23 protein-coding genes are annotated in these 26,121 nt (G+C 61.4%); 9 read left to right on the forward strand and 14 right to left on the reverse strand.

The window, feature by feature from the left end:
- The 8 genes from AB7813_RS14490 to AB7813_RS14525 form a co-directional block, all read right to left on the reverse strand.
- On the reverse strand, positions 1 to 720 hold the full coding sequence (locus AB7813_RS14490; protein WP_089266079.1) for an aspartate/glutamate racemase family protein: 720 nt from the start codon (positions 718 to 720) through the stop codon (positions 1 to 3).
- Between the two features lie 619 nt (positions 721 to 1,339).
- Complete coding sequence (locus tag AB7813_RS14495) at positions 1,340 to 3,229, reverse strand: feruloyl-CoA synthase (protein ID WP_439084143.1); 1,890 nt, start codon at positions 3,227 to 3,229, stop codon at positions 1,340 to 1,342.
- Positions 3,230 to 3,322: 93 nt separating this feature from the next.
- The gene (gene boxA, locus AB7813_RS14500) at positions 3,323 to 4,516 is read right to left on the reverse strand and encodes a benzoyl-CoA 2,3-epoxidase subunit BoxA (protein ID WP_439064905.1); all 1,194 of its coding nucleotides are present in this window, start codon (positions 4,514 to 4,516) and stop codon (positions 3,323 to 3,325) included.
- A 77-nt stretch (positions 4,517 to 4,593) separates the two neighbouring features.
- Positions 4,594 to 6,039, reverse strand: coding sequence for a benzoyl-CoA 2,3-epoxidase subunit BoxB (boxB, locus tag AB7813_RS14505; RefSeq protein WP_120286981.1), 1,446 nt, complete (start codon positions 6,037 to 6,039; stop codon positions 4,594 to 4,596).
- Between the two features lie 105 nt (positions 6,040 to 6,144).
- Complete coding sequence (boxC, locus tag AB7813_RS14510; protein WP_439064906.1) at positions 6,145 to 7,833, reverse strand: 2,3-epoxybenzoyl-CoA dihydrolase; 1,689 nt, start codon at positions 7,831 to 7,833, stop codon at positions 6,145 to 6,147.
- Positions 7,834 to 7,944: 111 nt separating this feature from the next.
- Positions 7,945 to 8,415, reverse strand: coding sequence for a DUF309 domain-containing protein (locus tag AB7813_RS14515; RefSeq protein WP_439064907.1), 471 nt, complete (start codon positions 8,413 to 8,415; stop codon positions 7,945 to 7,947).
- Positions 8,416 to 8,451: 36 nt separating this feature from the next.
- Positions 8,452 to 9,270, reverse strand: a complete 819-nt coding sequence (locus AB7813_RS14520) for an alpha/beta fold hydrolase (RefSeq protein ID WP_439064908.1) — start codon at positions 9,268 to 9,270, stop codon at positions 8,452 to 8,454.
- Positions 9,271 to 9,291: 21 nt separating this feature from the next.
- The gene (locus AB7813_RS14525; RefSeq protein WP_309943638.1) at positions 9,292 to 10,842 is read right to left on the reverse strand and encodes a benzoate-CoA ligase family protein; all 1,551 of its coding nucleotides are present in this window, start codon (positions 10,840 to 10,842) and stop codon (positions 9,292 to 9,294) included.
- A 158-nt stretch (positions 10,843 to 11,000) separates the two neighbouring features.
- On the opposite strand from AB7813_RS14525, the gene AB7813_RS14530 reads away from it, so the two are divergent.
- On the forward strand, positions 11,001 to 11,912 hold the full coding sequence (locus tag AB7813_RS14530) for a helix-turn-helix transcriptional regulator (protein ID WP_309943636.1): 912 nt from the start codon (positions 11,001 to 11,003) through the stop codon (positions 11,910 to 11,912).
- Positions 11,909 to 12,382 (forward strand): hypothetical protein, encoded by a 474-nt coding sequence (locus tag AB7813_RS14535; RefSeq protein ID WP_439084142.1) that lies wholly within the window; start codon positions 11,909 to 11,911, stop codon positions 12,380 to 12,382. The genes AB7813_RS14530 and AB7813_RS14535 overlap by 4 nt, the downstream gene beginning before the upstream one ends.
- Before the next feature lie 4 nt (positions 12,383 to 12,386).
- On the opposite strand, the gene AB7813_RS14540 is transcribed toward AB7813_RS14535, so the two are convergent.
- The 6 genes from AB7813_RS14540 to AB7813_RS14565 form a co-directional block, all read right to left on the reverse strand.
- Entirely contained in the window at positions 12,387 to 13,094 is a 708-nt protein-coding gene (locus AB7813_RS14540) for an ABC transporter ATP-binding protein (RefSeq protein WP_309943634.1), read from the reverse strand.
- Positions 13,094 to 13,852, reverse strand: a complete 759-nt coding sequence (locus AB7813_RS14545; RefSeq protein WP_309943632.1) for an ABC transporter ATP-binding protein — start codon at positions 13,850 to 13,852, stop codon at positions 13,094 to 13,096. The genes AB7813_RS14540 and AB7813_RS14545 overlap by 1 nt, the downstream gene beginning before the upstream one ends.
- A complete protein-coding gene (locus AB7813_RS14550; protein ID WP_439064910.1) occupies positions 13,845 to 14,849 on the reverse strand; it encodes a branched-chain amino acid ABC transporter permease in 1,005 nt (334 codons plus the stop codon). The genes AB7813_RS14545 and AB7813_RS14550 overlap by 8 nt, the downstream gene beginning before the upstream one ends.
- A 1-nt stretch (position 14,850) precedes the next feature.
- Positions 14,851 to 15,723, reverse strand: a complete 873-nt coding sequence (locus tag AB7813_RS14555) for a branched-chain amino acid ABC transporter permease (RefSeq protein WP_439064911.1) — start codon at positions 15,721 to 15,723, stop codon at positions 14,851 to 14,853.
- A gap of 155 nt (positions 15,724 to 15,878) precedes the next feature.
- Positions 15,879 to 17,087 carry an ABC transporter substrate-binding protein gene (locus tag AB7813_RS14560; protein WP_439064912.1) on the reverse strand — a complete coding sequence of 403 codons (1,209 nt, stop codon included), beginning with the start codon at positions 17,085 to 17,087 and terminating at the stop codon, positions 15,879 to 15,881.
- Between the two features lie 183 nt (positions 17,088 to 17,270).
- The gene (locus tag AB7813_RS14565; RefSeq protein ID WP_439064913.1) at positions 17,271 to 18,491 is read right to left on the reverse strand and encodes a LysR family transcriptional regulator; all 1,221 of its coding nucleotides are present in this window, start codon (positions 18,489 to 18,491) and stop codon (positions 17,271 to 17,273) included.
- A gap of 166 nt (positions 18,492 to 18,657) precedes the next feature.
- Between AB7813_RS14565 and AB7813_RS14570 the strand changes: the two genes are divergently transcribed.
- The 7 genes from AB7813_RS14570 to AB7813_RS14600 all read left to right on the forward strand — a co-directional run bounded on the left by AB7813_RS14570 (position 18,658) and on the right by AB7813_RS14600 (position 25,888).
- Positions 18,658 to 19,491, forward strand: coding sequence for a transporter substrate-binding domain-containing protein (locus tag AB7813_RS14570; protein WP_439064914.1), 834 nt, complete (start codon positions 18,658 to 18,660; stop codon positions 19,489 to 19,491).
- On the forward strand, positions 19,488 to 20,249 hold the full coding sequence (locus tag AB7813_RS14575) for an amino acid ABC transporter ATP-binding protein (RefSeq protein ID WP_439064915.1): 762 nt from the start codon (positions 19,488 to 19,490) through the stop codon (positions 20,247 to 20,249). Before AB7813_RS14570 ends, AB7813_RS14575 begins: the two co-directional genes overlap by 4 nt.
- 3 nt (positions 20,250 to 20,252) lie before the next feature.
- The gene (locus tag AB7813_RS14580) at positions 20,253 to 20,954 is read left to right on the forward strand and encodes an amino acid ABC transporter permease (protein WP_199711958.1); all 702 of its coding nucleotides are present in this window, start codon (positions 20,253 to 20,255) and stop codon (positions 20,952 to 20,954) included.
- On the forward strand, positions 20,954 to 21,613 hold the full coding sequence (locus AB7813_RS14585) for an amino acid ABC transporter permease (RefSeq protein WP_120286993.1): 660 nt from the start codon (positions 20,954 to 20,956) through the stop codon (positions 21,611 to 21,613). The genes AB7813_RS14580 and AB7813_RS14585 overlap by 1 nt, the downstream gene beginning before the upstream one ends.
- A 64-nt stretch (positions 21,614 to 21,677) precedes the next feature.
- Entirely contained in the window at positions 21,678 to 23,057 is a 1,380-nt protein-coding gene (locus AB7813_RS14590; protein ID WP_439064916.1) for a dihydroorotase, read from the forward strand.
- Positions 23,058 to 23,121: 64 nt separating this feature from the next.
- Positions 23,122 to 24,210 carry a DUF917 domain-containing protein gene (locus AB7813_RS14595; protein ID WP_439064917.1) on the forward strand — a complete coding sequence of 363 codons (1,089 nt, stop codon included), beginning with the start codon at positions 23,122 to 23,124 and terminating at the stop codon, positions 24,208 to 24,210.
- A 19-nt stretch (positions 24,211 to 24,229) separates the two neighbouring features.
- On the forward strand, positions 24,230 to 25,888 hold the full coding sequence (locus AB7813_RS14600; protein WP_439064918.1) for a urocanate hydratase: 1,659 nt from the start codon (positions 24,230 to 24,232) through the stop codon (positions 25,886 to 25,888).
- Positions 25,889 to 26,121 lie beyond the last annotated feature (233 nt).

Genomic DNA, 26,121 nt, shown 5'->3' on the forward strand with positions numbered 1-26,121 from the left:
TCATGCAGCACGTGGTCGCGGTTCTTCCTTCGCCATGGAAAAGGCGAGCGCCGCATCCGCGTGAAGAAGCGTTGAATCAAAGACGGGAAGATCGATGTGCTCGGGGCCGATCAGCAGACAGATCTCGGTGCAACCAAGAATTACGCCGTCAGCGCCACGCTCTTTTCCTCGTGAAATCGCATCGAGATAGAGTCGACGCGACTCCTCGCGAACAACACCTTGGCATAGTTCATCGAAGATGATGTCGTGAATGAACACACGATCGTCCTCAGCGGGAATAACGGGATCTAGCCCGAACCCCTCGCGCAATCGCGTCACATAGAAGTCCTGCTCCATGGTGTAGCGCGTTGCCAGAAGTAGCGGCCGCTGTAGCCCTGCAGCCTTCACGGCAGCGCCAGTAACGTCGGCAATGTGAAGAAGCGGGATCGACACTGCTTGCTGCACTTCGTCGGCAAGCTTGTGCATTGTATTCGTGCAGATCAGAATGCAACCAGCACCGCCCCCTTCCAGATCGCGCGCGATGTCAGCGAGAACCTGACAGGCCTCGTCCCAACGCCCTTGTTTCTGCAAGCTGACAATCGCGTCGAAGTTGATCGAGCGCATCAGAATATCCGCGGAGTGGAGCCCACCAAGTTCGGCGCGGACCTGCTCATTCAGCCGGCGATAGTAAACAGCAGTACTTTCCCAGCTCATTCCACCAATCAAACCAATCGTCCGCATTACTATTGCTCGCTCTGTCCAGTCGATGTGCTTGACGGAACGATAGCATCGGCACCGCGCAATCCGATTGCGGATCGTGGTCATCATACTCAGTTTGCCTGAGAAGAAACTTCATAGTTCGAGCGATCGGCGGAATAGGATTTCAAATTTTCCGATCCGTCGCATCAACGTTTCTTCGCTCGGCCCTGACAGACCAGAATGATGCAACGACGTGCAACGCCGGGAGTTGCCGTGTGTGTCGCGTGAAATCTCACTGTGTGAGAAGAATGCCGGAGTTCGGTCTGCACCGGGAGTAGAACTCAGGGCAACTTAACACGCATGCGGATCAGACACGTTCCGCGAACACTCCGCATGAGCCGTTCATCGGAAACAAACGAGGTCGCCTCCTGGAGGGAAAGGCGACCTCGTGGAGCGCGCGAATGCCCTCGCGCCGGTCCATGTGCTCTGGGGAAGAGCGCCATATTTGACCACGGCGCTCGCGCTGGTGTGTGACGACGGCATGACACGGCATGTGACAGTTGATCGCATCGGCTGAGTCTTGCGTGTGGTCGTTCGACCTGATGCCTTCCATCAACGCGATATTTTTTTATCCCGATGCATCGTTGGGATTCTGAACGTCCTAGGCATGACGGGCGTATTGCTCGACACTCGCGCAGATTATCAGGCGACCTGAGACCCCTCTGTTCAGATCTTCCATGTCGGCTGCACGGCGCGCCAGAACGGCGCGCTGGTTGACGTAGCCCTTGTCAGTAATCTCGCCGCCATCGACAGATAGCGGCTCTGCCAGCAAAAGCGCGCAAGTTGCATAGGTGGAAGACCCTCCGCCTGCCGCCTTCAGTCTTGCGAGCCCTTCCCCTATGGACGAACGCACATTTTCACAGTCAAGCACGGCATTGATGCTCTCTGATTCCGGCAGGCCGGACACCGCGCGGCAGGCAGCCAGATTGGGAACGAGAAGGAATCGCACATCCTCGCCGCCATGGCCGGCCACGACAATATCTTGAACCAGCGGCGCCAAGGCGGAGATTCCTGCCACGCGCAGCGTTCCGACGTTGACCCATGTGCCTGATGTCAGCTTGAAATCCTCGGCGATGCGCCCGTCGAACAGCAAGCCCTGCTCGGGATGAGCCGGATCTGCAAATGCAACGGCATCTCCGATCAGATAGAAGCCGTCCGCATCAAAAGCTTTCGCGGTGAGGTCCGGCGCCTTCCAGTAGCCCGGCGTCACATTAGACCCACGCACCCGCACCTCAAACTTGCCGTCCGAGGGCACGAGCTTTAGCTCCGTACCGGGAATCGGCACGCCTATATTGCCTGATCTTGGCGCCTGAAAATGACAATCGGTCGCGAGCGGCGATGTTTCCGTCGATCCCCAAGCGGAGACCATCGGCAACGGACGCCCGATTGTCTCGATGGAAAGTGTCTCCAGCGCCGACCACGTGCTCTGCGGCAGAGCCGCACCGGCATAGAAGACGAACTTCACCTCGCTGAAGAATCGCTCTCGCAACTCGTCGTCTTTCCGCAGAGCGGCGATAAGCATATCGAAGCCGCGCGGCACGTTGAAATAGACCGTCGGCATGACGCTGCGCAGATTGGCGATCGACGTCGCGAACAATCCGGGCGCGGGCTTCCCGCTGTCGATGTACAGCGTTCCGCCGTTGCGCAGCACCATATTGAAATTGTGATTTCCCCCGAACGTATGACTCCAGGGCAGCCAGTCGAGAAGAACGAGTTCGCTCTGCTGAGTTTCGAGAAACGGCCAAGTCTGTGCCTTGGCCTGCTGGCTTGAGGTCAGCATGCGCTGGGTATTGATGACTGCCTTCGGCGCGCCGGTCGATCCCGACGTGAACAGGAACTTGGCGATCGTATCGGCATCGACCGCTGCGAAGGCATGATAGATCGCTGCGCTCACCGGCGTCGTGATCACATCGGCATATGAGTATCCCGCTCCGGCAGCCGCGCCACCGCCGATGATGGCGGCAGTGTGAAACGGGCCTATCGCAGCGAGGGCCGGACCGAACTGATGCAAGTTCGAGACGTAGATGGCACCGGGATCAAGAAGCTGGATCGCGCCACGCAGCTTTTCGAAATCCTTCGACATCAGCGAATAGGCCGGGGAAATCGCAGCAACGGGCACACCGACATGCATCGCTGCCAGGGCCAGAACGGCATGCTCGATGCCGTTGTCCGATAGCACTGCGAGGGGCCGCTGCGCACTCATCTCCTGTGCAAGAATCCAGCTACCCGCGCCGCGCACCCGTCGAAGCGTCTCGGCATAGCTCAGCGTCACCCAAGGCACATCCGGATTGGACCGCTCCGCCAAAAAGATCCGCTCCGGCGCCCGTTGTGCCCAATGTTCCAGCCAGTCCCCGACACAACGCGCATAAGGGCGCAGTGCTGTATCGGATCGAAGAAGGATCGTACCGTCGGATCGCTGTTCTGCGTCAACCGACGGCGTCAGAAAAAATGGACTGCCTGAGCCAGCCGCATTGTCGCGGTCCAGAACCATCGCTTCTCTCCCCCATAACGTACCCGTCTTTGTTCTTATTCGGGCTATTCAATCGAAACGGTCGTTGCCGGCTCGGATCGGATGCAACATCGATCAGTAAGTCTCGACGTGATATCTTCCACCGCCGCGCATCGCCGCTTTCATATCCGACCAATCCATCGAGGCGGTGCGGCAAATATCCGCGAACGCCTCTTCAACGCCGCTTTCCATGCCTTTCAACCCGCAGATATAGACGTGGGTCTGTGCGTCGCGCAGCAGCGACGTGATCGCAGCAGCCTCGCTGCGGATACGATCCTGCACATAGACTCGTGGCTCGCCCGGCACGCGCGAATAGCAGAAGTGCTTGCCCAGCAACTCCTCCGGGACCTTTTGCAACGGGCCGAAATAGGGCAACTCCTCGGGCCGGCGCGCACCGAAGAACAGGAGTAGCCGCCCGGGCGCGCCAGGCATCGCGCGCCGGCGGCGCTCCGTGAAGCCGCGGAATGGCGCAGAGCCTGTGCCAGTGCAGACCATGAGAACATTCGCCGAAGGATCGTTCGGTAGCAGGAAGGTGGCACCGAACGGTCCAGTGACTTCGACCTTTGCGCCACGCGGCAGATCGCACAGGTAGTTCGAGCACAGCCCACCGACCTCACGTTTCACGGTCAGCGCGAGATTGTTGGTGTTCGGTTTCTCGCCATCGCGCGAACTCGCAATCGAATAGAGCCGCACCTGATGCGGCTTGCCATCCGCACCCAGGCCCGGCACGACGATGCCGATGCTCTGGCCTTCGAGGATGGGAAACGGCTGCTCGCCGAAATCCAGGATGATATGGCGCACGTCGGAGTCGGCCGTCGCGTGGGTGAGCCGGAAATTGCCGGTCACCGTGGCCAGCGCGGGCTTGCCGCGGTTATAAAGATTGACCGACGCCTTGCTCGACGACAGCGGCGCGACGGGCTTGCCGCCCAGTCCCTTACGCGCTTCTTCGAGCAACGCGCCGATTTCATCCTCGAGTGCTTCGATGGCGCCCGCACCAGCGCTATTGTCCGCGATCTCCTCCTGCGCCGGCAAGTCACTCCAGGAGAACTGCTCGTCGAGCGAATACGGCGCCGCGACGACACGCCAGTTGTCGATCGCGCCGGTCGGACATGGCGAGATGCAATCCATGCAGTAATTGCAGATCTCTGCGTTGACGACATAGTTGTTGTCGTCATGCGTCACCGCATCCACCGGGCAGCTCTCTTCGCAGGTGTTGCACCTGATGCAGATTTCCGGATCGATCAGATGCTGTTTGAAAGGGGCGTTCATGGCAAATCCCGCACGTGCCATCGAGGACTGACAGCGACGGGGGGAAGCTGGAAATCCCTCCGCCGCATCCGCTCGTTTCAGGCCGCAATCTTTACGTATTCGAAGTCGCCCGGCTTGTTATCGATGCCGACCTTCGGCGCCGATATCCAGCTGGCGAACTTGCCGGGCTCGCTGACCGCCGTCATCAGCGATGCGATGAAATCACCGTCGTCAACGGACGGCAGATAGTCGTTCCTGGCTTTCGCCCAGGCGGCATCGCTCATGATGATGCCCTTCGGCGAAGCGTTCACATCGCGGAATTCACCGATCTGGCGATGGAATGCGGTGTGAGGCAAATCGAAGCGGAAATTGACGCCGGCTTTCTCGATGATCTTGTTCCAGCGCTCAACACCCTTGGCACAATCCGCGGTGTAATCGTCGCGTAGACGCATGTTGAGCGCGGTCAGCGCCGGCTCGTCGACCAGCTTGATTTCGCCATCGACGAATTTCAGGACCTGATAGATGTCGTTGGTGAGCTGGTGATCGTCCTCGATCTTGGTCTCCTGGAAGCGGCCCTTCAGTCCGGAATTGTAGAAATTCGCGGCATTGGTCGAGACTTCAGAGCCGAACAGATCGAGCGACAGCGAATAGTGCAGGTTAATCTTCTTTTGCATGGTCGGCAGGTCGATCACACCGAGCGCGCGGATCTTCTCGATGGCGTTGGGGTCCTCGATCCCCGCCGCCTTCATCGCTTCGCAGGTTCGCTGCAGCACGCGGCCGACGCCGGTCTCGCCAACGAACATATGATGCGCCTCCTCCGTCAGCATGAAGCGGCAGGTCCGCGACAACGGGTCGAAGCCGGATTGCGCGAGACTCTCCAACTGCATCTTGCCGTCGCGGTCGGTGAAGAAGGTGAACATGAAGAAGGACAGCCAGTCCGGCGTGGCCTCATTGAACGCACCGAGCATGCGCGGCGCATCGGCATCGCCCGAGCGGCGACGGAGAAGATCGTCGGCCTCCTCGCGGCCGTCACGGCCGAAATATTTCTGCAGCAGATAGACCATCGCCCAGAGATGGCGGCCCTCCTCCACATTCACCTGGAACAGGTTGCGCAAGTCGTAGAGCGACGGCGCGGTCTGACCGAGATGACGCTGCTGCTCGACCGAGGCCGGTTCGGTGTCGCCCTGGATCACCACGAGACGGCGGAGCATCGCGCGATATTCGCCGGGCACTTCCTGCCAAGCGGGTTCGCCCATGTGTCGTCCGAAATTCACCTTGCGCTCAGTATCCTGCGGCGCCAGCAACACGCCCCAGCGATATTCAGGCATCTTCACATAGTCGAACTTGGCCCAGCCTTTGGGATCGACGGATATCGCGGTGCGCAAATAGACGAGGGATTCCTGAAAGCCTTCAGGCCCCATGTCATTCCACCAATCGAGATAGCCCGGATGCCATCCCTCCAGCGCCTTGAGCACCTGGCGATCCTCGGCCAGATTCACGTTGTTCGGAATCTTCGTGCTGTAGTCGACATTCATGATGTTCATGACTGGGATCTCCCGCTGTATTTCTGATCGTTCGAATTGGGCAAGCCACCGACTTGCATTTATCCAAAGAGTGACACATGGCCGCGCTGTTCCAGTTGCGGAGGCTTACACGCGCGTCATGTCGAACTGCGCCTTCTGGCCGGTGCCGTAACGTCCAAGCGCGCCGTTCTCACCGACCGCATTGGGCCGCTGGAAGATCCAGTTCTGCCAGGCGGTCAACCGCGAGAAGATTTTCGATTCCATCGTCTCCGGCCCGACAAATCGCAGATTGGCTTCCATGCCCGTGAGGCTATCGGGTGAGAAGCTGCAGCGTTCTTCGAAGAACACACGCACCTCGTCATCCCAGTCGATGTCATCCAGCGCGAAGGTGACGAGCCCAAGCTGCTCGGCAGTTTCCGCATCGAGCGGCTCACCAATCCTCGCTTCCGCGCGGGTGACATCCTCCGGATCGGCCTGGAAGCGCGACTGCAGCCGCGTCAGCCCGTGGCTCATCGGGTAAGGCCCGAAGTTCATCGCGCTCAGCACGATAGCCGGCGGCGCGCGGTTGTCGCCCTGCTTCTGGCCGACCAGCATGTAGGAGCGGTCCGCAGCGAAAACGAGTTCGGCCAAGGTGCCGACAAAGCACGAGCCCGGCTCGACCAGCGTCACCAGCGTGCGCGACGTCACATCGATGCGCTTCAACACCCGCTTCCCGTATTGCCGGATCTCGTTGACCAGCCAATGCGCCTTGTGCGTTTCGAGGAAGGCGTCATGAGCCAGTACATTGGCGCCGTCGCCATGCGACTTGAACACCAGCATGGCGGTCTCGAGTTCATTGATTCGCAGATGCAGAATGGCGTCGTCCAGCTCGCGCGCCACCTGCAGCGGCCAGAAGGAAGCGCCCTGCGCCATCATGCCCTCGACATCCGACGGCGCCGCCGCGTCAGGCGCTTTAATCGAGATGGTAGCAATTCGCTCTGCGCGATTGATATCGACATTGACCAGACCGTAACGAATACCGCTGTCATCGAAGCGGCGATTCAGCGGTGCCAGCTTGAGACCATCGCCGGCGCCACTACGTTTCGACGTCGCCAGAAACTCTTTGGCCCGCTCCGCGACCTTGGCTTCAAGCTTGCTGTTCGGAATGATGTCATCGACCAGCCGCCACGCCACTGCGCGCTTGCCTTTGATGCCTTCCTCGATCGTGCAGAAGTAATCTGCGTGATCGCGGCGCACCTTGCGCTTGTCGACCACGCGCGTCAGACCGCCAGTGCCCGGCAGCACCGCCAGCAACGGCACTTCCGGCAGCGCCACCGCCGCCGATCCATCGTCTGCCATGATAATGTGATCGGTGGCCAGCGCCAGTTCATAGCCGCCGCCTGCAGCTGTCCCGTTGATCACCGAAATGAAGCGCTGGCCGGAATTTTCGCTCGAGTCTTCAAAGCCGTTGCGAGTCTCATTGGTGAATTTGCAAAAATTGACTTTGTGAGCATGGGTAGCGCCGGCCAGCATGCGGATATTGGCGCCAGCGCAGAACACGCGGTTCTTGCCAGAGCGCAGCAGCACGACCTTGACCTCGGGATACTCAAAACGAAGCCGCTGCACGGCATCCGCCAGTTCGATATCGACGCCAAGATCGTAGGAGTTCAGTTTGAGCTGATAGCCCTCGAACAGACCGCCATTCTCATCGACATCCATGGTGAGCGTCGCCACGTCGTTATCAACACTGAGCTTCCAGTGGCGGTAGCGCGACGGATCGGTTTGGAAGTCGATAAATTTGGCGCCGTTCGAGAGAACGCGTTGCTCTGCGGCCATGCTCCACCCTTTGACAGTCTTGATTTATGCGCCGTGCGCCTTGGTTATATGCACAATAATTCATGATATTGGGGGCGTCTAGGGAAATCCGATAGAATTATGCATTTTCTTTCATGTCCCGGTGATCTTGACCGGACCCCGCTCGGCCTCGTCGACCGCCAGTTGATGCGCGAGCGCAGACGCCAGCATCGCGACCGGAAAGTGCTCGGAAAAGCTTCCGGCAATACCCGCCGGCGGGCGCATGGCGAGTTCATCGAGTTCGGACAGTGCGTCCTGTAGCAATCGATGTGCCGCGCGCGGCCGCTGCAGACTGAGTTTCAGATTGGCATTGGCAACCTGAATACAGGCGCGAAGCAGAATCCGGTCGCGCCCTCTTTGCGGCGCCACCTTCCAAACAGCCTCGAGAATTTCGTGAGCCTCCCAGAAGAAGCCGGCATCGTTGAGCGCGAGCCCGTAGCGCAACGCCGGATCATCCGCCGGGACGAACCGGGCATAGCGCAGCGGGACCAGCGCCTTGGCCTGCGCGAGCGTGTCGTGATCAGCCTTCGTCTGCTTGCCGAGCCGATAGGGCCAGCGCGGCATCGCGAGAGAAGGAGTGACAGTCACGATCGTGCTCGCTTACGCAGCGCGTAATTCGCCCTCGCCGTGAAAATGCAGCAGACGATTGGCGAAATCCGCCACGGCCCGCAAGGTTGCCTCGGGGGCTTCGCGATGGGGCGAATGCGCAGCGCCGGGCATGATCTCGACATCCACCGGGCAATAGCATTCGACCTCGGCGATCTCGATCTGCTTCATGGTGCCGTACTGATCGTCGGCTCCCTGCAAAATCTGCACGGGCACGCGCACGTAAGCGAGATAATCGGAAATATCCCAGTCACGGAACTGCGGATCGAGCCATGCGCCGTTCCAGCCATAGAACGCGTTGTCGACGTCATCATGCCAGCGCGCGAGCTTGGCCTTGAGGTCGCCCTGCTCGTAACTCGTTTTGATTTCGGCGATCGACGTGACGGAAATATCCTCAACGACGAAATGCGGCGCAATCATCGAGACGCCGCGGATGCGATGATCCTGAATGCCGCCGGCATAGATTGCGGCGATGGATCCGCCATCGGAATGACCGACCAGCAAGCCGCGGCGAAAGCCGATGGCATCGAGCAGTTGCGGTAGCACCTCGAGTGCTTCGACATGCATGTAGTCCAGCGGCCGCGGCAGCGCGACCGGCGTCGATGCACCGTAGCCAGCGCGCGAATAGACGAAGACGCCGGCGCCGGTCGCTGCCTGAAGCTTGTCCGGGAAGTCGCCCCACAGCGCGACCGAGCCCAGCCCTTCATGCAGCAGCACAATGGTCGGCGCCGCGTCCGGTTGCGGACCGATCATGCGGTATTCGAGTCCGGACGCACCGATGGTCAGCCGTCCCGCAGATTGCAATGCGCTCATCTAATGATCCATCTCTCGGTTTCAGACCGTCGCTCCATCGCGCAATTTGTAGCGCTGGATTTTGCCGGTGGCTGTTTTGGGAAGGGAATCGACAACCTCGATCCAGCGTGGATATTTCCACGGACCGATCCGTTGCTTGACGTGATCCTTCAAGGATTCGCGCAGGCCCTCGACCACGGCATTCGGCTTCAGCACCACGAAGGCCTTCGGCTTCAACAGCCCCTCGGCGTCGGCCTCCGGCACAACCGCCGCTTCGGATACGGCGGGATGCGCAATCAGCGCGCTCTCGACCTCGAACGGTGACACCCAGATGCCGGACACCTTGAACATGTCATCGGCACGTCCGCAGAACGTATAGCGCCCGTCGGCATCGCGGACATATTTGTCGCCGGTGCGCGTCCAATGACCTTCGAAGGTGCGACGACTCTTACTGCGTTGATTCCAGTATCCCTCGCCTGCGGACGGCGCATCGACGAGCAACTCGCCGATTTCTCCATCGGCAATATCGAGGCCCGCATCATCGACGAGCCGCACGCGATAGCCTGGCACCGGCCGGCCGGACGTGCCGTATTTGATATCGCCGGGAGCATTCGACAGGAAGATATGCAGCAGTTCGGTTGAGCCGACGCCATCGAGAATATCGACGCCGAAGCGGCTCTTCCAGCCATTCCCAACCGGCTCCGGAAGCGCTTCGCCGGCCGAGGTGCAAATGCGCAGGCGCGGGAGGCGAGCTTCCGTTTTGAAACCCTCATCGTTCAGCATCGCCGCGAACAATGTCGGCACCCCGAAAAAGATGCTCGGCTGATATCGGCGCATCAAGCCGAACATGGTGGCCGGCGTGGGTCGCTCCGGATTGAGCACCGTCGTGGCGCCAACCGACATGGGAAATGTCATGGCGTTGCCGAGGCCGTAAGCGAAGAACAATTTGGCCGCAGAGAGTCCGACATCGTCCTCGCGGATGCCGAGAACCTGCTTGCCATAGGTGGTCGCCGTTGCTTCCAGGCTGGCGTGCAGATGGCGAACGCCTTTCGGCATGCCCGTGGATCCGGACGAGTACAACCAGAAGGCAGGTTCGTCCGCATGGGTCGCGACCGTGGTGAAGCTTGTGCTCTCATTCCTGACTTCGTCAGCCAGACTCTTGCGGCCATTGCCAGCGCCACCGACCACAATCACATGCTCAAGATCCGGCAAACGACCGAGCATGTCGTCGACCGCCGGCAACAACGCCGCGGAAATGAACAACACGCGCGCCCGGCAATCGGCCAGCACATAGGCATATTGGTCCGAGGTCAGCAGAGTGTTGAGCGGCACCGGGACGATGCCGGCCCGGATCGCGCCGAGGAACACCACCGGAAAGTCGACGGTGTCGAGCATAATCATCGCGACGCGTTCTTCGCGCCGGACACCGAGCCGCTTCAGTAAATTGGCCAGTTGGCAGCTTTTTACCTGCAGGTCGCCATAGGTCAGTTCGGTCACCGTATCGGTGAAGGCGAGCTTGCTGCCACGGCCCTCATCGATGTTGCGGTCGAGAAGCCAAGTCACCGCATTGTAAGAACTGGACGGCCCACTCATGATGCGTCTGCACCTTGGGCGATTCCACAACCGTTGCTCACGGTGCTCTCCCTATCGTCTTTTTTGAATTATAATTCATATAAAGTCACCAACTCCGGTTGCTGTCAATCGCATCCGGAATTATCTTTCCTGAAATCCTCTGCGAGCACGCACACCACATGACCGACCAGGCCGATCCCGAAACTGCCTTTCTTGAACAGCTCGGTCAGCGTGTCCGCACCATGCGCGGCCTGCGCGGCATGTCGCGAAAGGTGCTGGCAAAAGTGTCAGGGATTTCGGAGCGCTACATCGCGCAACTGGAAAGCGGCAAGGGCAACGTGTCTATCGTGCTGCTGCGCCGGGTGTCCGGCGCCATGGGTGCCCATCTCGAAGATCTGATTCCAGCGGACGAACCGACAACGGAATGGCCGATCATTCGCGACCTCGTTCGTAACGCGACACCGAACCAGATCGCCCAGGCCAAGGACGTTCTCGCCGGACGGGGGAACGGTCAGTTCCAGAATTATATGTCATTCAGCGGCATCGCCCTGATCGGGCTGCGCGGCGCCGGAAAATCGACCCTCGGCAAATTGCTGGCGGACAAGATCGGCTGGAGCTTCGTCGAACTCAACAAGGAGATCGAGCAGCACAACGGACTATCGGTCGCCGAGATCATCGCCCTCTATGGACAGGAGGGTTTTCGCCGCATGGAACAGGCGGCGCTGAACGGCCTGCTGGGACGCAAGGAGCCCATCGTCCTTGCGACCGGCGGCGGCATCGTCTCGGAACCCGTGACCTTCGATCGGGTATTGTCGTCGTTCTACACAATCTGGCTCAAGGCCAAGCCCGAAGAACATATGGCGCGCGTCCGCCGCCAAGGTGACTTGCGCCCGATGGCCGACGACCGCTCCGCCATGCAGGAATTGCGCACGATCCTGCTGAGCCGCGAACCGCTCTATTCCCGGGCATCCGCCATTGTCGATACGGCCGGCCTCAGCAAGGACAAGGCTGCCGCGCAACTGGTCGGCGCGGTGTCGCGCGTGTTGAACACCAATGCCCAGGCTTTCGGACTAAGAAGCGCTGCGTCGTGACACTGGGCGAGCTTCTGCAAGCACGCGGCTTCGATCCCGTCGGGGTCATGGCGATCCGCAATACCCTGCATATCGAAGACGTCTCAAACGATTTCCGCGATCTCGCCGATGTCATCAGCGCCAATGCGCTGCCGATGTATGACCGGATGCAGGACGGCCCGCGCGTCGCGCATCAGACAGCCGTGCTCTCCTTTGCCGCAACAGACGGCGGGCAGGCACGCCTGACAAGCCTGCGAACCTTCCTGCTGCGCAAGCCGGGAAGCGTTCCCGGCGATATCGTCTACGACTACGACGCCGCGCACCTGCTACACAGCTTCATCGCGCGCGCCACGACGCCCTGTTTTTACGACGCCATTGACCGGGAAGAGCTCAACGATCTGTTCGGCCGCCTCGTGGTGCAATGGCCGGAACCGCTTTCCGACAATATTATTGCGGCCAATGACGATGCGTTGACCGTCGTCGTGGCCTGACCGCTCAAACGCCGAGATGGCGCTCCAGCACGTCCGGCTGCGCGGCCAATGCCACCGGTGTTCCGTCGAACACCACGCAGCCCTTCGACAGGATTACCATTCGGTCGGCGACTTTCGCCAGACTCCGAAAATCCTTGTCGACGACGATGGTCGCGATGCCTTCGCCCCGGACGATCGCCAGCGTCTGCCAGATCGACAGCGCCACCAGCGGCGCCAGACCTTCCGTGGCTTCGTCGATCATGATCATATCGGGATTGGTCATCAGCGCGCGACCGATAGTCAGCATCTGCTGCTCGCCCCCCGACAGTTGGTGCCCTCCATTATTGCGGCGTTCATGCAGACGCGGAAACAGCTCGAAGATTTTCGGCAGGGTCCAGGACTGACGGCCGTGATTGCCTGGTCGCGCAGCCATCACCAGATTTTCGATCACCGATAGCGAGCCGAAAATGCCCCTGCCCTCCGGCACCAGCGCCATGCCGCATCGCGCGATCGTTTCGGGTGCTGCATTGCGGATATCACGGCCGTGGAAACGCAAACTGCCACGGCAAAGGGGCATCAATCCCATCAGCGAGCGCAGCAGTGTGGTCTTGCCCATACCGTTGCGACCGATTAGCGCCACCTGCTCGCCCGGCGCAAAGGTCAGATCGACGCCGTGCAGAATCTGGCTGGCGCCGTAAAACGCATCGAGCTTTTCCACCTCGAGCAAGGCCATTACGCGATGCCTCCATCAGCCCCGAGATAGGCGGCGCGTACGCCAGGATCCACGCGCACGTCCTGTGGCAAACCTGTGGCAATGACACGACCGTCCTGCATCACCGTCAACCGGTCTGCAAGTTCGAACACCGCATCCATGTCGTGCTCCACCACCAGCAGCGCACGGTCGGCCTTCAGCGACGCAATCAATCCGATGATGCCCCGCGCCTCCGATGGTCCCATGCCGGCCAGTGGCTCATCGAGCAGAATGACCTGCGGATTGGTCGCCAGCACCATCGCGATCTCGAGCTGGCGCTGTTCGCCGTGACTTAGCTTATCGGCAACGATCTGCGAGCGTGCGGATAACCCGACCCGGTCGATCGCATCGGTGACCAACTTGAGATATGGCCGGTCGGACCGCGTGCCACCAAACATCCGGAGCGGCGCGGTTGAACGGGCCTGCGCCGCAAGACGCACATTCTCATGCACGCTAAACTGCGCAAACAACGTCGTCTTCTGATAGGCGCGGCCGAGGCCAGCACGCGCGCGGCGGTCCGGCGACAAGGAGGTGATATCCACGCCATTCAGCAAGACCTCACCCGAGGTTGGCAGAAGTTCGCCGGCCAAGAGATTGATCAGCGTGGATTTTCCGGCACCGTTCGGGCCGATCACCGCATGGATCTCGCCGGCGCGAATGTCGATCGACACGTCGGAAACGGCCAGCAGGCCTCCGAAGCGCTTCTGCAATCCAGCGGCACGCAGCGCAATGTCATGCATGACGAGCTTCCGCAGCTGCAGGCTTGATTTCGGCCGCGCGTTGCGGCGACGCGCCGAACACCATCGACCAGATCTGCCGGACACCATTGGGCAGCAGGATGACGATGCCAATGATGATCAAGCCTTCGACAAGCTTCCAGTTGTCGAGATGCGCCTTCAGCACTTCTTCCATGCCGATCAGAACCAGCGCACCGACCAGCGGCCCGGTGACCGAGCGCAGGCCACCGATCAGCACCATGACCAGGATTGTCGCCGACTGGTGCCATCCCAGCATCTGCGGCGCGACGAAACCGAACTGCGCCGCGGCCAGATAACCGGCAACGCCCGCCAGCGCGCCAGACAGGGTGAACGCCGTCAGGCGGAGGCGGAAGATCGGAAAGCCGAGCGACCGTGCCCGGCGCTCATTGTCCCGGGCTGCCGCCAGCGCCCGCCCGAACGCTGAGCGGACCACCATCGTGAGCAGAGCGATCACGCCCACCAGGAAACCCAGCACGACAAAGTAGAAAGTCATGGGCTTGTCGAGATCGAGCAATTGACGGCCGGCAATGGCGATCTCGGGCCGGATATTGATGGAGATACCATCCGATCCGCCCGCGAATTTGGTATCGTGGAAGAAGAAGAACAGCATCTCGCCAAAGGCGAGCGTCACCATGATGAAATAGACACCGCGGGTGCGCAGCACCAGTGCGCCAATCAGCAGGGCCGCCGTGCCAGAGCACAGGATCGCAATCGGAAGCGTCGTTAACAGCGACGCCGCATCATAACGAGGCGACATCAGCGCAAGCACATATCCGGCGAGGCCGAAAAAGGCGGCATGACAGAGGCTCACCAGACCGCCATGGCCAACCACGAGATTCAGTGACATGGCCAGCATGCCCATGATGAGCGCCTTGGCAAAAAACTGCGTGTAATAGGTCGACACGCAGAATGGCAGCGCAATCGCCATAGCCAGACAGGCTATGCCGAACAACCGGGCCCGCAGATTGGGCATGCCCATATCAAGCATCCTGGCGTCCGAGAATTCCACTGGGCCGCCACAGCAACACGGCTGCCATCACCACATAGATCAGAATGCTGGACACACTGGGAAAGAACACCTTTCCGAACGTATCTGTGAGGCCGATCAGTAGTGCGCCGACGGCTGCGCCAGCGACCGAACCGATGCCACCGAGCACGACCACGACAAAGGACAGGATCAGCATGCCATCCCCCATGCCGGGAAACACTGTCGAGATCGGCGCGATCAGGATGCCGCCGAGCGCCGCCAGCGCGATGCCGGCGGCGAAGACGTAGCGATTGACCCGGTCGAACTTGATGCCGAGCACGCGCGCCATCTCACGATTTTCCGAGCCCGCCCGCACGATCATGCCGATCTTGGTGCGCGTGATTACGAAGAAGATGACGAGTGCCACCATCAGGCAGAATACACAGATCGCCAGCCGGTAGACCGGATAGGACAGATTGTCGGTCAGCTGGATCGACCCCGACAACCACGCGGGTGGAGCAACCGCGTGCACGTCCTTGCCGAACAGCAACTGCCTGATTTCATCGATGACCAGGATGAGGCCGAAGCTGAGCAGCACCTGCGCCAGATGATCCCGGCCGTAGAGAAGACGAACGAAGACGGTCTCAAGCAGAATGCCGGCGATGAAGGCAACCAGCACGCCGCCAAGCAAGGCGACCACAAAACTGCCGGTCATCAACGTGATCCAGTAAGCCAGATAGGCGCCGAGCATATAGAACGCGCCATGGGCGAGATTGATGACCCCCAGGATGCCGAACACCAGTGTCAGGCCGCTCGCGACCAGGAACAGGACTGCGCCATACTGAACCGCATTCAGCAACTGAACGCCTAGTGTGATGAGGTCCATCAGATCAATCCAGTCACGGCGGGCCACCTTCAGTCGCCGGCGCAATCAAGCATGAGGCCGTACCTGGCTTCGCAGCTACGCCTCCGTCACGGACGGTATTGCGCGTAACAGGCTTCGACGATTCGATCTTCATCGACAGACCGCGCAACGATGCGTCAGGTCATCTTGCAGCCCCGCGCGGGATCGTCGACATCGGCCTGGGCGATCGAGATCATCTCGTTACGCCCGTTGCGGACCTCGCGCAGATAGATGTTCTGGATCGGGTTATGCGCCTTGTTGAAGGACAGCGGCCCGCGCGGACTGTCGATCTTCGCAGCCCCCATCGCCGCGATCATCTTGTCGCGCGCATTGAAGTCGCCGCCGACGGCGGTCAGCCCGATATCCAGCAGCGCCGCGCCATCGTAGCCCTGTACGGCGTAGATATCGCCGTCCTTGCCTGTCTTGGCCTTGAAGGCTTTGAGGAAGGCGAGATTGGCGGGATTATCGAGATTGTCCGCGTAATGCAGCGTCGTCCTGATGCCCTTGGCGGCTTCACCCTGCGCTTCGATGGTACCGTCGGTCAGAAAGCCCGCGCCATAAAGCGGAATGGTCTTGTTCAGGCCGGCCGCCGCATAGTCCTTGACGAATTTCACCGCGCCACCGCCTGCAAAGAAGCTGAACACGGCATCGGGCTTCAACTGTGCTATCTGCGTGATCAGTGCCTGAAATTCCACCTCCGGAAATGGCACCGTCAGGTCAGCTACGATCTTGCCGCCGTTCTTGGTGAAGTTTTCAGCGAAGGCGCCGATCATCTCCGCACCGGCGGTATAACGCCATGTGATCGTGACCACGTTCTTGATACCGGCATCGGCCATCACCTTGCCCATCGGGTAGGTGCTCTGCCAGTTCGAGAACGACGTACGGAAGATGTTCGGCGCGCAGGCTGGACCAGTCGCATCATTGGCGCCAGCATTCGGAATGATCAGAAGTGTCTTGGTGTCGCGCGCGACCTTGACCATCGCCATGGCCACGCCGGAATGAACGGTGCCGACAACGACGTCAGCCTTCTCGCGGCCGACCAGCCGGTTCATGTTGTCGGTGGCTGATTCCGGCTTCGATTCATCGTCCACCTGCACGAACGCAATGTCGCGCCCACCGAGCTTGCCGCCCTTCTGTTCGACATAAAGGCGGAAGCCGTCATCGATGAACTTGCCAAGCTTCGCATAGGTCCCGGTGTAGGGAAGCATCATCCCCACCTTCAATGGCGCGTTCTGCGCGATGGCCGGGCTATGAAGCGGCGACGTCGCAATGAATGTTGCTGCACCGGCGGTCCCGGACAGCATGGCGCGCCGCGTCAACGGACGCAGAAACCCCTTGGTGGTCATCGGCTCGTCTCCCCTCGGAATAATTGATGACCGGTTGATCCGGCCTACCAATGCAGATTGACGCCAGGTGGGAGCATTGCCCTCCACCCGCGCTCGCATCTCTGCAGCATAATGCACGAAATTGGAAAAGATCAAGAATTATAATTCATAGTCAGCGGCAGTGGGTAGCCACGCTCATTCAAATCAATCGCTGTTCACCATCATGGCGGCTGCTGGCGTTGCCGGCGCATAGTTGCGCAGGGCAGCAAGAATGGAGCGGGCGCCGCGCCGCGCGCCTTCGGTCTGTACCCAGACCAGCGACAGGATAAGTTCAAGCCCGGGATCAACCGGCAGCGCCACGAGGCGTGCATCGAACGAGACGAGCGCGCTTTCGGGGAGCACTGACACGAAGCCGAAATCCAGCATCAGGTTGGCAATGATCGGGATCGAGTCGATTTCCGTGATTGTCAGCGCATCGATCTCTGCCTGAGGCAGCAATTGCGCCAGCAGTTTGTGCGCGGCTTGGCCGAGCCCGGTGCGTCGGCTGGGTAGCGCTAGCGGCTGTTGCCGAAGCACCTGCATGACATCGGGCTGGTCACCCAGCACCGCGCGCGCGCCGACGACCACAAGCTTCGATCGCACCAGCGCCCGAGACGAGACATCGGCCGGGATCGTATCGCTGTCGATCAGCGCGACGTCGCACCGTTTGTCTTTCAGGCCGGTCAGCAGATCCTCTGCCGTACCATTGGTGACAAACAGCGGCTGCGTCGGCCGATCCCGCTGCCAGGCTGCGACGAGAAAGGCCAGCAGCCGCGCGACATTGCTTTCATGGCCGAGCGGCATCACCGCCCCGAGCCTGATGGTGGCATTGGTCGAACGAAAACGCTCACGCGCACGCCGTGACAGTCGCTGCATGGTTTTTTCAAGTTCAGCCAGCGACGTGACCAGCAATTGGCATGCCGGCGTCGGCGTGACACCGATACGGGAGCGATGAAACAACACGCTGCCGAGTTCATCTTCAACGCGTGCAATCTGACGCGCGAGTTGCGGCTGACCGAGACGGATGATGCGTGCGGCACGACGAACGCTGCCAGTTTCCGCAACCAATGCGACACGCTGCAAGGCCGTGAGACTGACATCACACTCGGCGCAGAAAGCCCGTGCTGCATCGCCTGCCCTATCGGGCGCGATCATCCCCATCGCGATATCCGCTGCGGCTTCAATCTCGTCCAGCATTCGCCGTGCCTCAAGCGTGAGAAAGCTCGCGGCACCTACGCGATTCAACAACGGCGCTGCGATGGAGCGCTCGAACCGTTTCACCGCTGCCGAGAGCGTACTGGGTGCGCGTCCAAGTTGGCGCGCGGCCTCACGCACATTGCCGCAACGGAGCACCACGGCTGTCATCACCAAGGTCGCAATGTCCATTCCATTGTCATCCGGGTCTGTAGTCGATTTTTCCGCGCTGCAGCGAGAGCGTATAGGATGTCCACCAAATGGGATATCCCCCCGATGCGCAATTGCGTTAGCCTTCATAACAGGGACCGCGGAGCCAGATGCCGGCTTGGCCTGGCCGCACCAATGGAGGTGTTCGATGAAAGCAATGATCCTTGCCGCCGGGCTTCTGGCCCTTGCCAGTCCCACATTCGCTCAGACACAGGAACCGCTGAAGTCCGCGATCGACTCGACCTTCGCACCGCATGCCATGCCCAAACTGTCGGGCGGCCTCGAAGGCTTCAATATCGATGTCGTCGATGAGATGTCGAAGCGCATCAAACGCCCGATCACGGTGGAAGGCGCGCAGTTCGCAGGCCTCCTTCCGGCGCTGCAGGCCGGCACCTACGACTTCCTCGCCGCTGTGGTGACCGTCACGCCCGAGCGCGCGCAGCAGTTGCTGTTCATGGAAGGCTTCGTCGACGCCGACTATCGCTTCATGACGCTGGCTTCGGCACCTCCCATCACCAAGCTCGAAGATCTCTCCGGCAAGACCATCGCCGTGCAGAAAGGCGCGATCTACGAGAAATGGGTCAACGACAACGCCGCCAAATATGGCTGGAAGTCGGAATCCTTCGCCACCAGCACCGACGCGGCGCAGGCCGTGCTCGCCGGCCGTGCCGACGCCAACATCTCGGCCGCCACTGTCGTCGCCTGGATCGTGAAGAATAATCCGCGGCTGAAGAATGCCTTTCTCTACAAGACGGGCCTCGTCTGGAGCATGCCGCTGCGCAACGGCAATACCGAATTGCGCAACAAGCTCGAAGACGCACTCGTCTGCATGAAGCAGGACGGCACGCTGAAGAAGCTTTACGTGAAGTGGTTCGGTGTCGAGCCCGAGGCCGGATCGGCGACCACCACCATCTATCCCGGCTATGGCGCACCGGGTGTCGCCGGCTATGATGCGACCGAGCAGAAGCCAACCTGCTCATGAGCTCGACGGCAGCAACGTCTGCGTCCCGTTATCTGCTGGAAGCGCGCGGCGTCCGGAAGAGCTTCGGCCCAACCGAAGTTCTGAAGGGCGTCGACCTTCTGGTGGAGCCGGGCAAACTGGTGTTCCTCATCGGCCCATCCGGCTCGGGCAAGAGTACCTTGCTGCGCTGCTGCAATCGCCTTGAGGAGCCGGACGGCGGCTCCATCATCATGGACAATGTCGACCTTTTGTCGCCGCGCACCGATATCAATGCCGCACGGCGACAGATCGGCATGGTGTTCCAGAGCTTCAACCTCTATCCGCACCTCACTGTGCAGAAGAACATCACGCTGGCCCTGCGCAAGGTCGCCGGCATGAGCACAGCCGACGCCAATGCCCGTGCCGCGGAGATGCTGGCGCTGGTGGGCCTGCCCGACAAGGCAGCGTCCTATCCTGCACAACTCTCCGGCGGCCAGCAGCAACGCATCGGCATTGCACGTTCGCTCGCGCTCAATCCCAAGATCATCCTGATGGACGAGCCGACTTCGGCGCTGGACCCGGAACTGGTCGGCAGCGTGCTCGCCGTCGTCAAGGATCTGCGTGCCCGCGGCATCACCATGGTGATCGCCAGCCACGAGATGAATTTCGCCCGCGAGGCCGCCGACAAGGTGGTGTTCCTCGATGGCGGTCTCGTCATCGAGCAAGGCAGTGCCGAAGACGTTTTCCTCCGGCCGCAGGAAGATCGCACCAAACGTTTCCTCGCGCAGATCAGGCACTAGGTCATGACCGCCGCCGACGCGATGAGCAACTGGGACCGCTTCGTCTTCACCTTCTTCAATGCGGATATCGCGATGAAGTACGGCTGGGAGATTTTGCAGGGCGCCGGCGTTACCATTCTCGCCGGCCTCGCAGTGGTCATCACCGGTATCGGTGCCGGCTTTGGCCTCGCGGCGCTCCGGGCGATCGGCTGGAAGCCGGTCAATTTCCTCATCATCGTGTTCGTCGACATTTTCCGCTCCCTGCCGCCGCTCGCAATCATCCTGGTATTATTCTTCGGCTTCCCAAATATCGGCATCGTCCTGCCCAGCCTCATCGTGCTGTGGATGTCCCTCGGCGCGGTGCTTGCGGCCTTTGCCGAAGAGATCTTCTGGGCCGGCATTACCTCTGTGCCGAAGGGCCAGTGGCTGGCCGCGCGCTCAACAGGGCTCACCTTCGCTCAGACGCTGCGCTATGTGATCCTGCCGCAGGCGGTCCGCCTCGGCATTCCGCCGCTCACAAACCGCGCGATCTCCATCACCAAGAACCTCGCGCTTGGCAGCGCCATCGGTGTCAACGAGATTCTTGGCCGCGCCAATTCCGCGCTGTCGATGTCCGCCAATGCGACGCCGCTGACGATGGGCGCGCTACTTTACGTGCTGGTCTTCATTCCACTGGTTATCGCCTCCCGTACGCTCGAACGCAACTATCGGTGGGGTGAGCACTGATGGAGCAGTTCACCCAGGAATTCTTCAATCTCGACGTCATGGCGAAGGTCGCACCGTTCCTGCTGCAGGGCTTGCTGCAGACGCTTCTGCTATGCTCGTTCCTGATCCCGATCGGCCTCGTCAGCGGTATCCTCGTGATGTTGCTGACCACCAGCTCCTATCGCCTGCTGCGCTGGCCGGCGATCGCCGCCGTCGATTTCTTTCGCGCCTTTCCGCCGCTCGTGCTGCTGGTCTTCGTCTATGCGGGCCTGCCCTTTATCGGGCTGCGCGTGCCCGCGCTGGTAGCAGTCGCCGTTGCCTTCCTGATCAATTCGGCAAGTTACTACGGCGAGATCTATCGCGCCGGCATGGTTAGCGTGCCGAAGGGCCAGCGCGAGGCCGCGCGGTCGACCGGACTCTCCGCCACACAGACATTGCTTTACGTGACGCTGCCGCAGGCGATCCGCAACGTGCTGCCCGATCTGCTCTCGAACACGGTCGAGCTGGTGAAGCTCACGACGCTGGCCAGCGTCATCTCGGTGCCGGAGCTGCTGCATTCCGCCAATCTGGCGCGCTCGCTCACCTACAACTCATCGCCGCTGATCCTCGCGGCCATCATCTATCTGCTCCTGCTGTTGCCGGTCGTGCGGCTGATCGCGCGGCTGGAGCACAGGCTCTAGGACACACGGTCCCGCGGGATCATCACGACAGGCCGGCTCGCCGGCGGCGAATGTGGAGTTGCACATGGATTTCGATCTGGTTCTCACCGGCAAGGTGATCGGTCACGACAGCATCATCGAGAACGGCTGGGTCGCGGTCCGCGACGGGCGCGTGGGTGCCGTCGGCGAAGGCACGCCGCCTGCCGCGCGCGAGCGGCAGGATTTCAAGTCAGGCATGATCCTGCCGGGCGCCATCGACGCGCAGGTGCACTCGCTGTCGCAGCGCAATCAGGAAGATTTCATCTGGTCGACGCGCTCCGCCGCAGCCGGCGGTGTGACCACCATCGTCGACATGCCCTATGATGAAGGCGATCTGGTCTGTTCAGCTGCTGCGGTCGAGCGCAAGATCGCCCATGCGAGCAAACAGGCGCGCGTGGATTTCGCGCTCTATGGCACCATCGACCCCGAAGAAGGTCCGGCACGTATCGCCGAACAGGCTAAGGCCGGCGTCGCCGCCTTCAAGTTCTCCACCTTCGGCACCGACCCGAAGCGCTTTCCGCGCATCCCCGCACCGCTGCTAGCCGATTGTTTCGCCGCCATTGCGCCGACCGGCCTCGCCGCCGGCGTCCACAACGAGGACGACGAATTCATCCGCGATGCCGTCGCCAAGGTGAAGGCAAAAGGCATTACCGACTGGCGTGCGCACGCGATGTCGCGCCCGCCGCTCGCCGAAATCCTGGCGATGCTGCAGATCTATGAGACCGGCGCCAAGACCGGTTGTCCCGCCCATGTGGTGCATTGTTCTGTGGCACGCGGTTATGATATTGCGGCGTGGTATCGCTCCGAGGGCTATCACGCCACAGTGGAATGCTGCATCCACTATCTCGTGCTCGACGAGGAGAACGACGTCTCCCGCCTCGGCGGCAAGGCCAAGATCAATCCGCCGGTGCGCCCGCGTGCCGATGTCGAGGCGCTGTGGGCAGAGCTTGCAGCCGGACGCGTCTCGCTGGTCTCGACCGATCACGTCAGTTGGTCGGAAGATCGCAAGATCAATCCGGACATGCTCGCCAACGCGTCTGGCGTCCCCGGCCTCGAAGCCATGGTGCCGCTGCTGGTAAAGGGCCTCGTCGAACGCAAGCTTCCGCTGACCCATGCCGCGAAGCTGACGTCATTCAATCCGGCGCGGCACTTCCGCATCGACGATCGCAAGGGCGCGCTGGCGCCTGGCCTCGACGCCGACATCACCGTGCTGGTGGACAAGCCCATCATCTATGACGGTGCCGCAAGCGGCAACAACGTGGTCGGCTGGTCCCCCTATAACGGCATCACGCTGCCGTGGACCGTGGCTGCGACCTACGTGCGCGGCCAGCTCGCTTTCGATGGCAGCAAGGTTCTCGCCGAACCTGGCAGCGGACAATTCGTGCGGCCACCGCTGCTTCTCTCAGAGCGACTGCCGGTGGCGTGACGCCCGCCGTTCCGATCACCGACCACGTATCGAACACAAGAACATCTGCCGAGGAGACATTCCGATGGGACGTATTCTGACCGAACGCGATATTGAAGCCGCCGTGCGCGGCGGCGGTGTCTACGCTGCCGGTGGCGGCGGCTGGGCGGATCACGGGCGCATGCTCGGCCGCGCCGCGATTCTCGTCGGCAAGCCCGAACTCGTGTCGATCGACGAACTCGACGACGACGACTGGGTCGCCACTGCCGCTGCGATCGGCGCGCCGGCGTCGACCACCGCCTGGGAGATGCAGGGCAAGGATTACGTCCGCGCCGTGCAACTACTGCAGGACGCGCTGGGTGAACCGCTGAAAGGCCTCATCATCGGTCAGAACGGCAAGTCCTCCACCATGAATGCGTGGCTGCCATCGGCACTGCTCGGCACCAAGGTGGTGGATGCCGTGGGCGACATGCGCGCGCATCCGACCGGCGACATGGGATCGATCGGCCTTGCTGGCTCGCCCGAGCCGATGATCCAGACCGCCGCTGGCGGCAACCGCGCCGAGAACCGCTACATCGAACTTACCGTGCGCGGCGCCACCGCCAAGGTATCGCCGATCCTGCGTACTGCCGGCGACATGTCCGGCGGCTTTATCGCTTCTTGCCGCAATCCGGTCCGCGCGTCCTATGTGCGCGACAACGCTGCTCTCGGCGGCATCTCGCTAGCGCTGCGCCTCGGTGAAGCCATCCTCGCCGCCGAGCCGAAAGGAGCGACTGCCGTGATCGACGCGATCTGCAAGGACACCGGTGGCTCCATCCTCGGCAGCGGCAAGATCACCGCAAAAAATGTGGTCTACACACCGGAAGCCTTCGACATCGGCACCCTAACCATCGGCGAAGGCGACCGCGCCATCACGCTGCATGTGATGAACGAATACATGGCCATCGTCGATGCAAATGGTAAGCGTCTCGCGACCTTCCCGGACATCATCGCCACACTGTCCGACGAGGCCGAGCCGATGAGCGTCGGCCATCTCGAAGTCGGCATGAACGTGCATCTGTTCCATGTGCCGAAGACGATCATTCCGCTTGCCTCCAGCGTCAAGGATCCGGCGGTCTATCCCTCCGTCGAACGCGCCATGGGCATCGAGATCGCGCGCTACGCACTGGCCTGAGACACCGCAGGAGTCCGTCATGACATCAGCGAATCCACGGCACCCCGATTTTCCGATTCCTGGCGGCCCAAAGCTGCGCGCCAAGGGCTGGCGGCAGGAAGGTCTGTTGCGCCTTCTGGAAAACGTGCTCGCGGTCGGTGAGGATCCGTCGAACCTGGTTGTCTATGCCGCACTGGGGCGCGCGGCCCGTAACTGGCCAGCACACAAGGCGATCGTGCAGGCTCTGACGACCATGGAGGAAGACCAGACGCTCGTCATCCAGTCCGGCAAGCCGGTCGGCCTGCTGCGCACGCACGCCAAGGCGCCGCTGGTGATCATGGCGAATTGCAACATCGTGGGCCAATGGGCGAAGGCTGAGATCTTCTACGAGCTCGAGCGCAAAGGCCTGATCTGCTGGGGCGGACTCACGGCCGGCGCCTGGCAGTATATCGGCTCGCAGGGCGTCATTCAGGGCACCTACGAGATTTTCATGCGCATCGCCGAGCGCCGTTTTGGCGGCACGCTCGCCGGCCGCTTTATCCTCACCGCCGGGCTCGGCGGCATGGGCGGCTCACAGCCGCTCGCCGGGCGCATGGCCGGTGCGGCGATCCTCACCGTCGACATCGATCCGGAGCGCGCGCGCAAGCGCAAGGAGATCGGTTATCTCGAAGTGATCGCCCCGGATCTTGATTCTGCGCTGGATATGATCGCTGCCGCGAAGGCGGAGCGCCGCGCGTTGTCGGTCGGCCTTGTCGGCAATGCCGCCGATATCTATCCGGAAATCGCCCAGCGCGGCATCGTTCCCGATGTGGTGACCGACCAGACCGCGGCCCACGATCTTGTGTTCGGCTATGTACCTCGGACCCGATCGCTCGACGAGGCGCGTGCCATGCGCAAGACCGCGCCAGAACAGTTGATGGCGGAGAGCCGCGCGTCGATTGTCGACCATGTGCGCGCCATGCTGACCTTTCAGGCGCGCGGCGCGGAAGTGTTCGACAACGGCAATCTCATTCGCACTCACGCCAAGGAAGGCGGCGTCGCAAATGCCTTTGATATCCCCATTTTCACGGAAGCCTATCTGCGCCCGCTCTTTGCGCGCGCCATCGGTCCGTTCCGCTGGATGGCGCTGTCGGGCGATCCCGACGATATCCGTGCCATCGACGATCTCGTCCTGAGCCTGTTCGGCGATAACCAGATCGTTTCGAACTGGATCAAGCTCGCTCGCCAGTACGTACCTTTCGAAGGCTTGCCGGCCCGCATCGCCTGGCTCGGTCATGGCGAGCGCAGCGAATTGGCGCTGGGCGTGAATGAACTCGTCGCCAATGGCACGCTCAAGGGACCGGTCGCCTTCTCGCGCGATCATCTCGACGCCGCCGGCATGGCGCATCCAAACATCATGACCGAGAACATGCGCGACGGTTCAGATGCCATCGCTGACTGGCCACTGCTCGACGCCATGGCATTGTGTTCGTCCCAGGCCGATCTCGTCGCCGTTCATTCCGGCGGCGGCGGCTATGCCGGCTACATGACCAGCGCCGGGGTCACCCTGATCGCCGACGGCACGGCCGCCGCGGCAGAACGACTCGCCATGAGCCTCGACAACGACACGGGCCTCGGCGTCATCCGCTACGCGGATGCGGGGTATGGCGAGGCCATCGACGAGGTCTCGCTCAAGCACATCCCGCATATACAACTCTAGAACGGTCGTTCCGAACACATTCTATGGCGTGTTGGGCGAGTGCCCGCGCCCGCGGACAGGCTTCGGGAACGTCGCCGAGCGCCAGCTCCCAGTCCGTATCGCGCATTATGCAACCGTGAAAATCGGAAAATTCAGGGCGTCAGGGGCTCACGCGCGCCGGCAGACGCCGACACCCCCAATTGCACAAAAGTCAGTCGCATCCGGAAGCGGGGAACACCGCTGGCAGGTGGTTG

The organism is Tardiphaga sp. 20_F10_N6_6 (genome assembly GCF_052076045.1).
GTDB lineage: Bacteria > Pseudomonadota > Alphaproteobacteria > Rhizobiales > Xanthobacteraceae > Tardiphaga > Tardiphaga robiniae.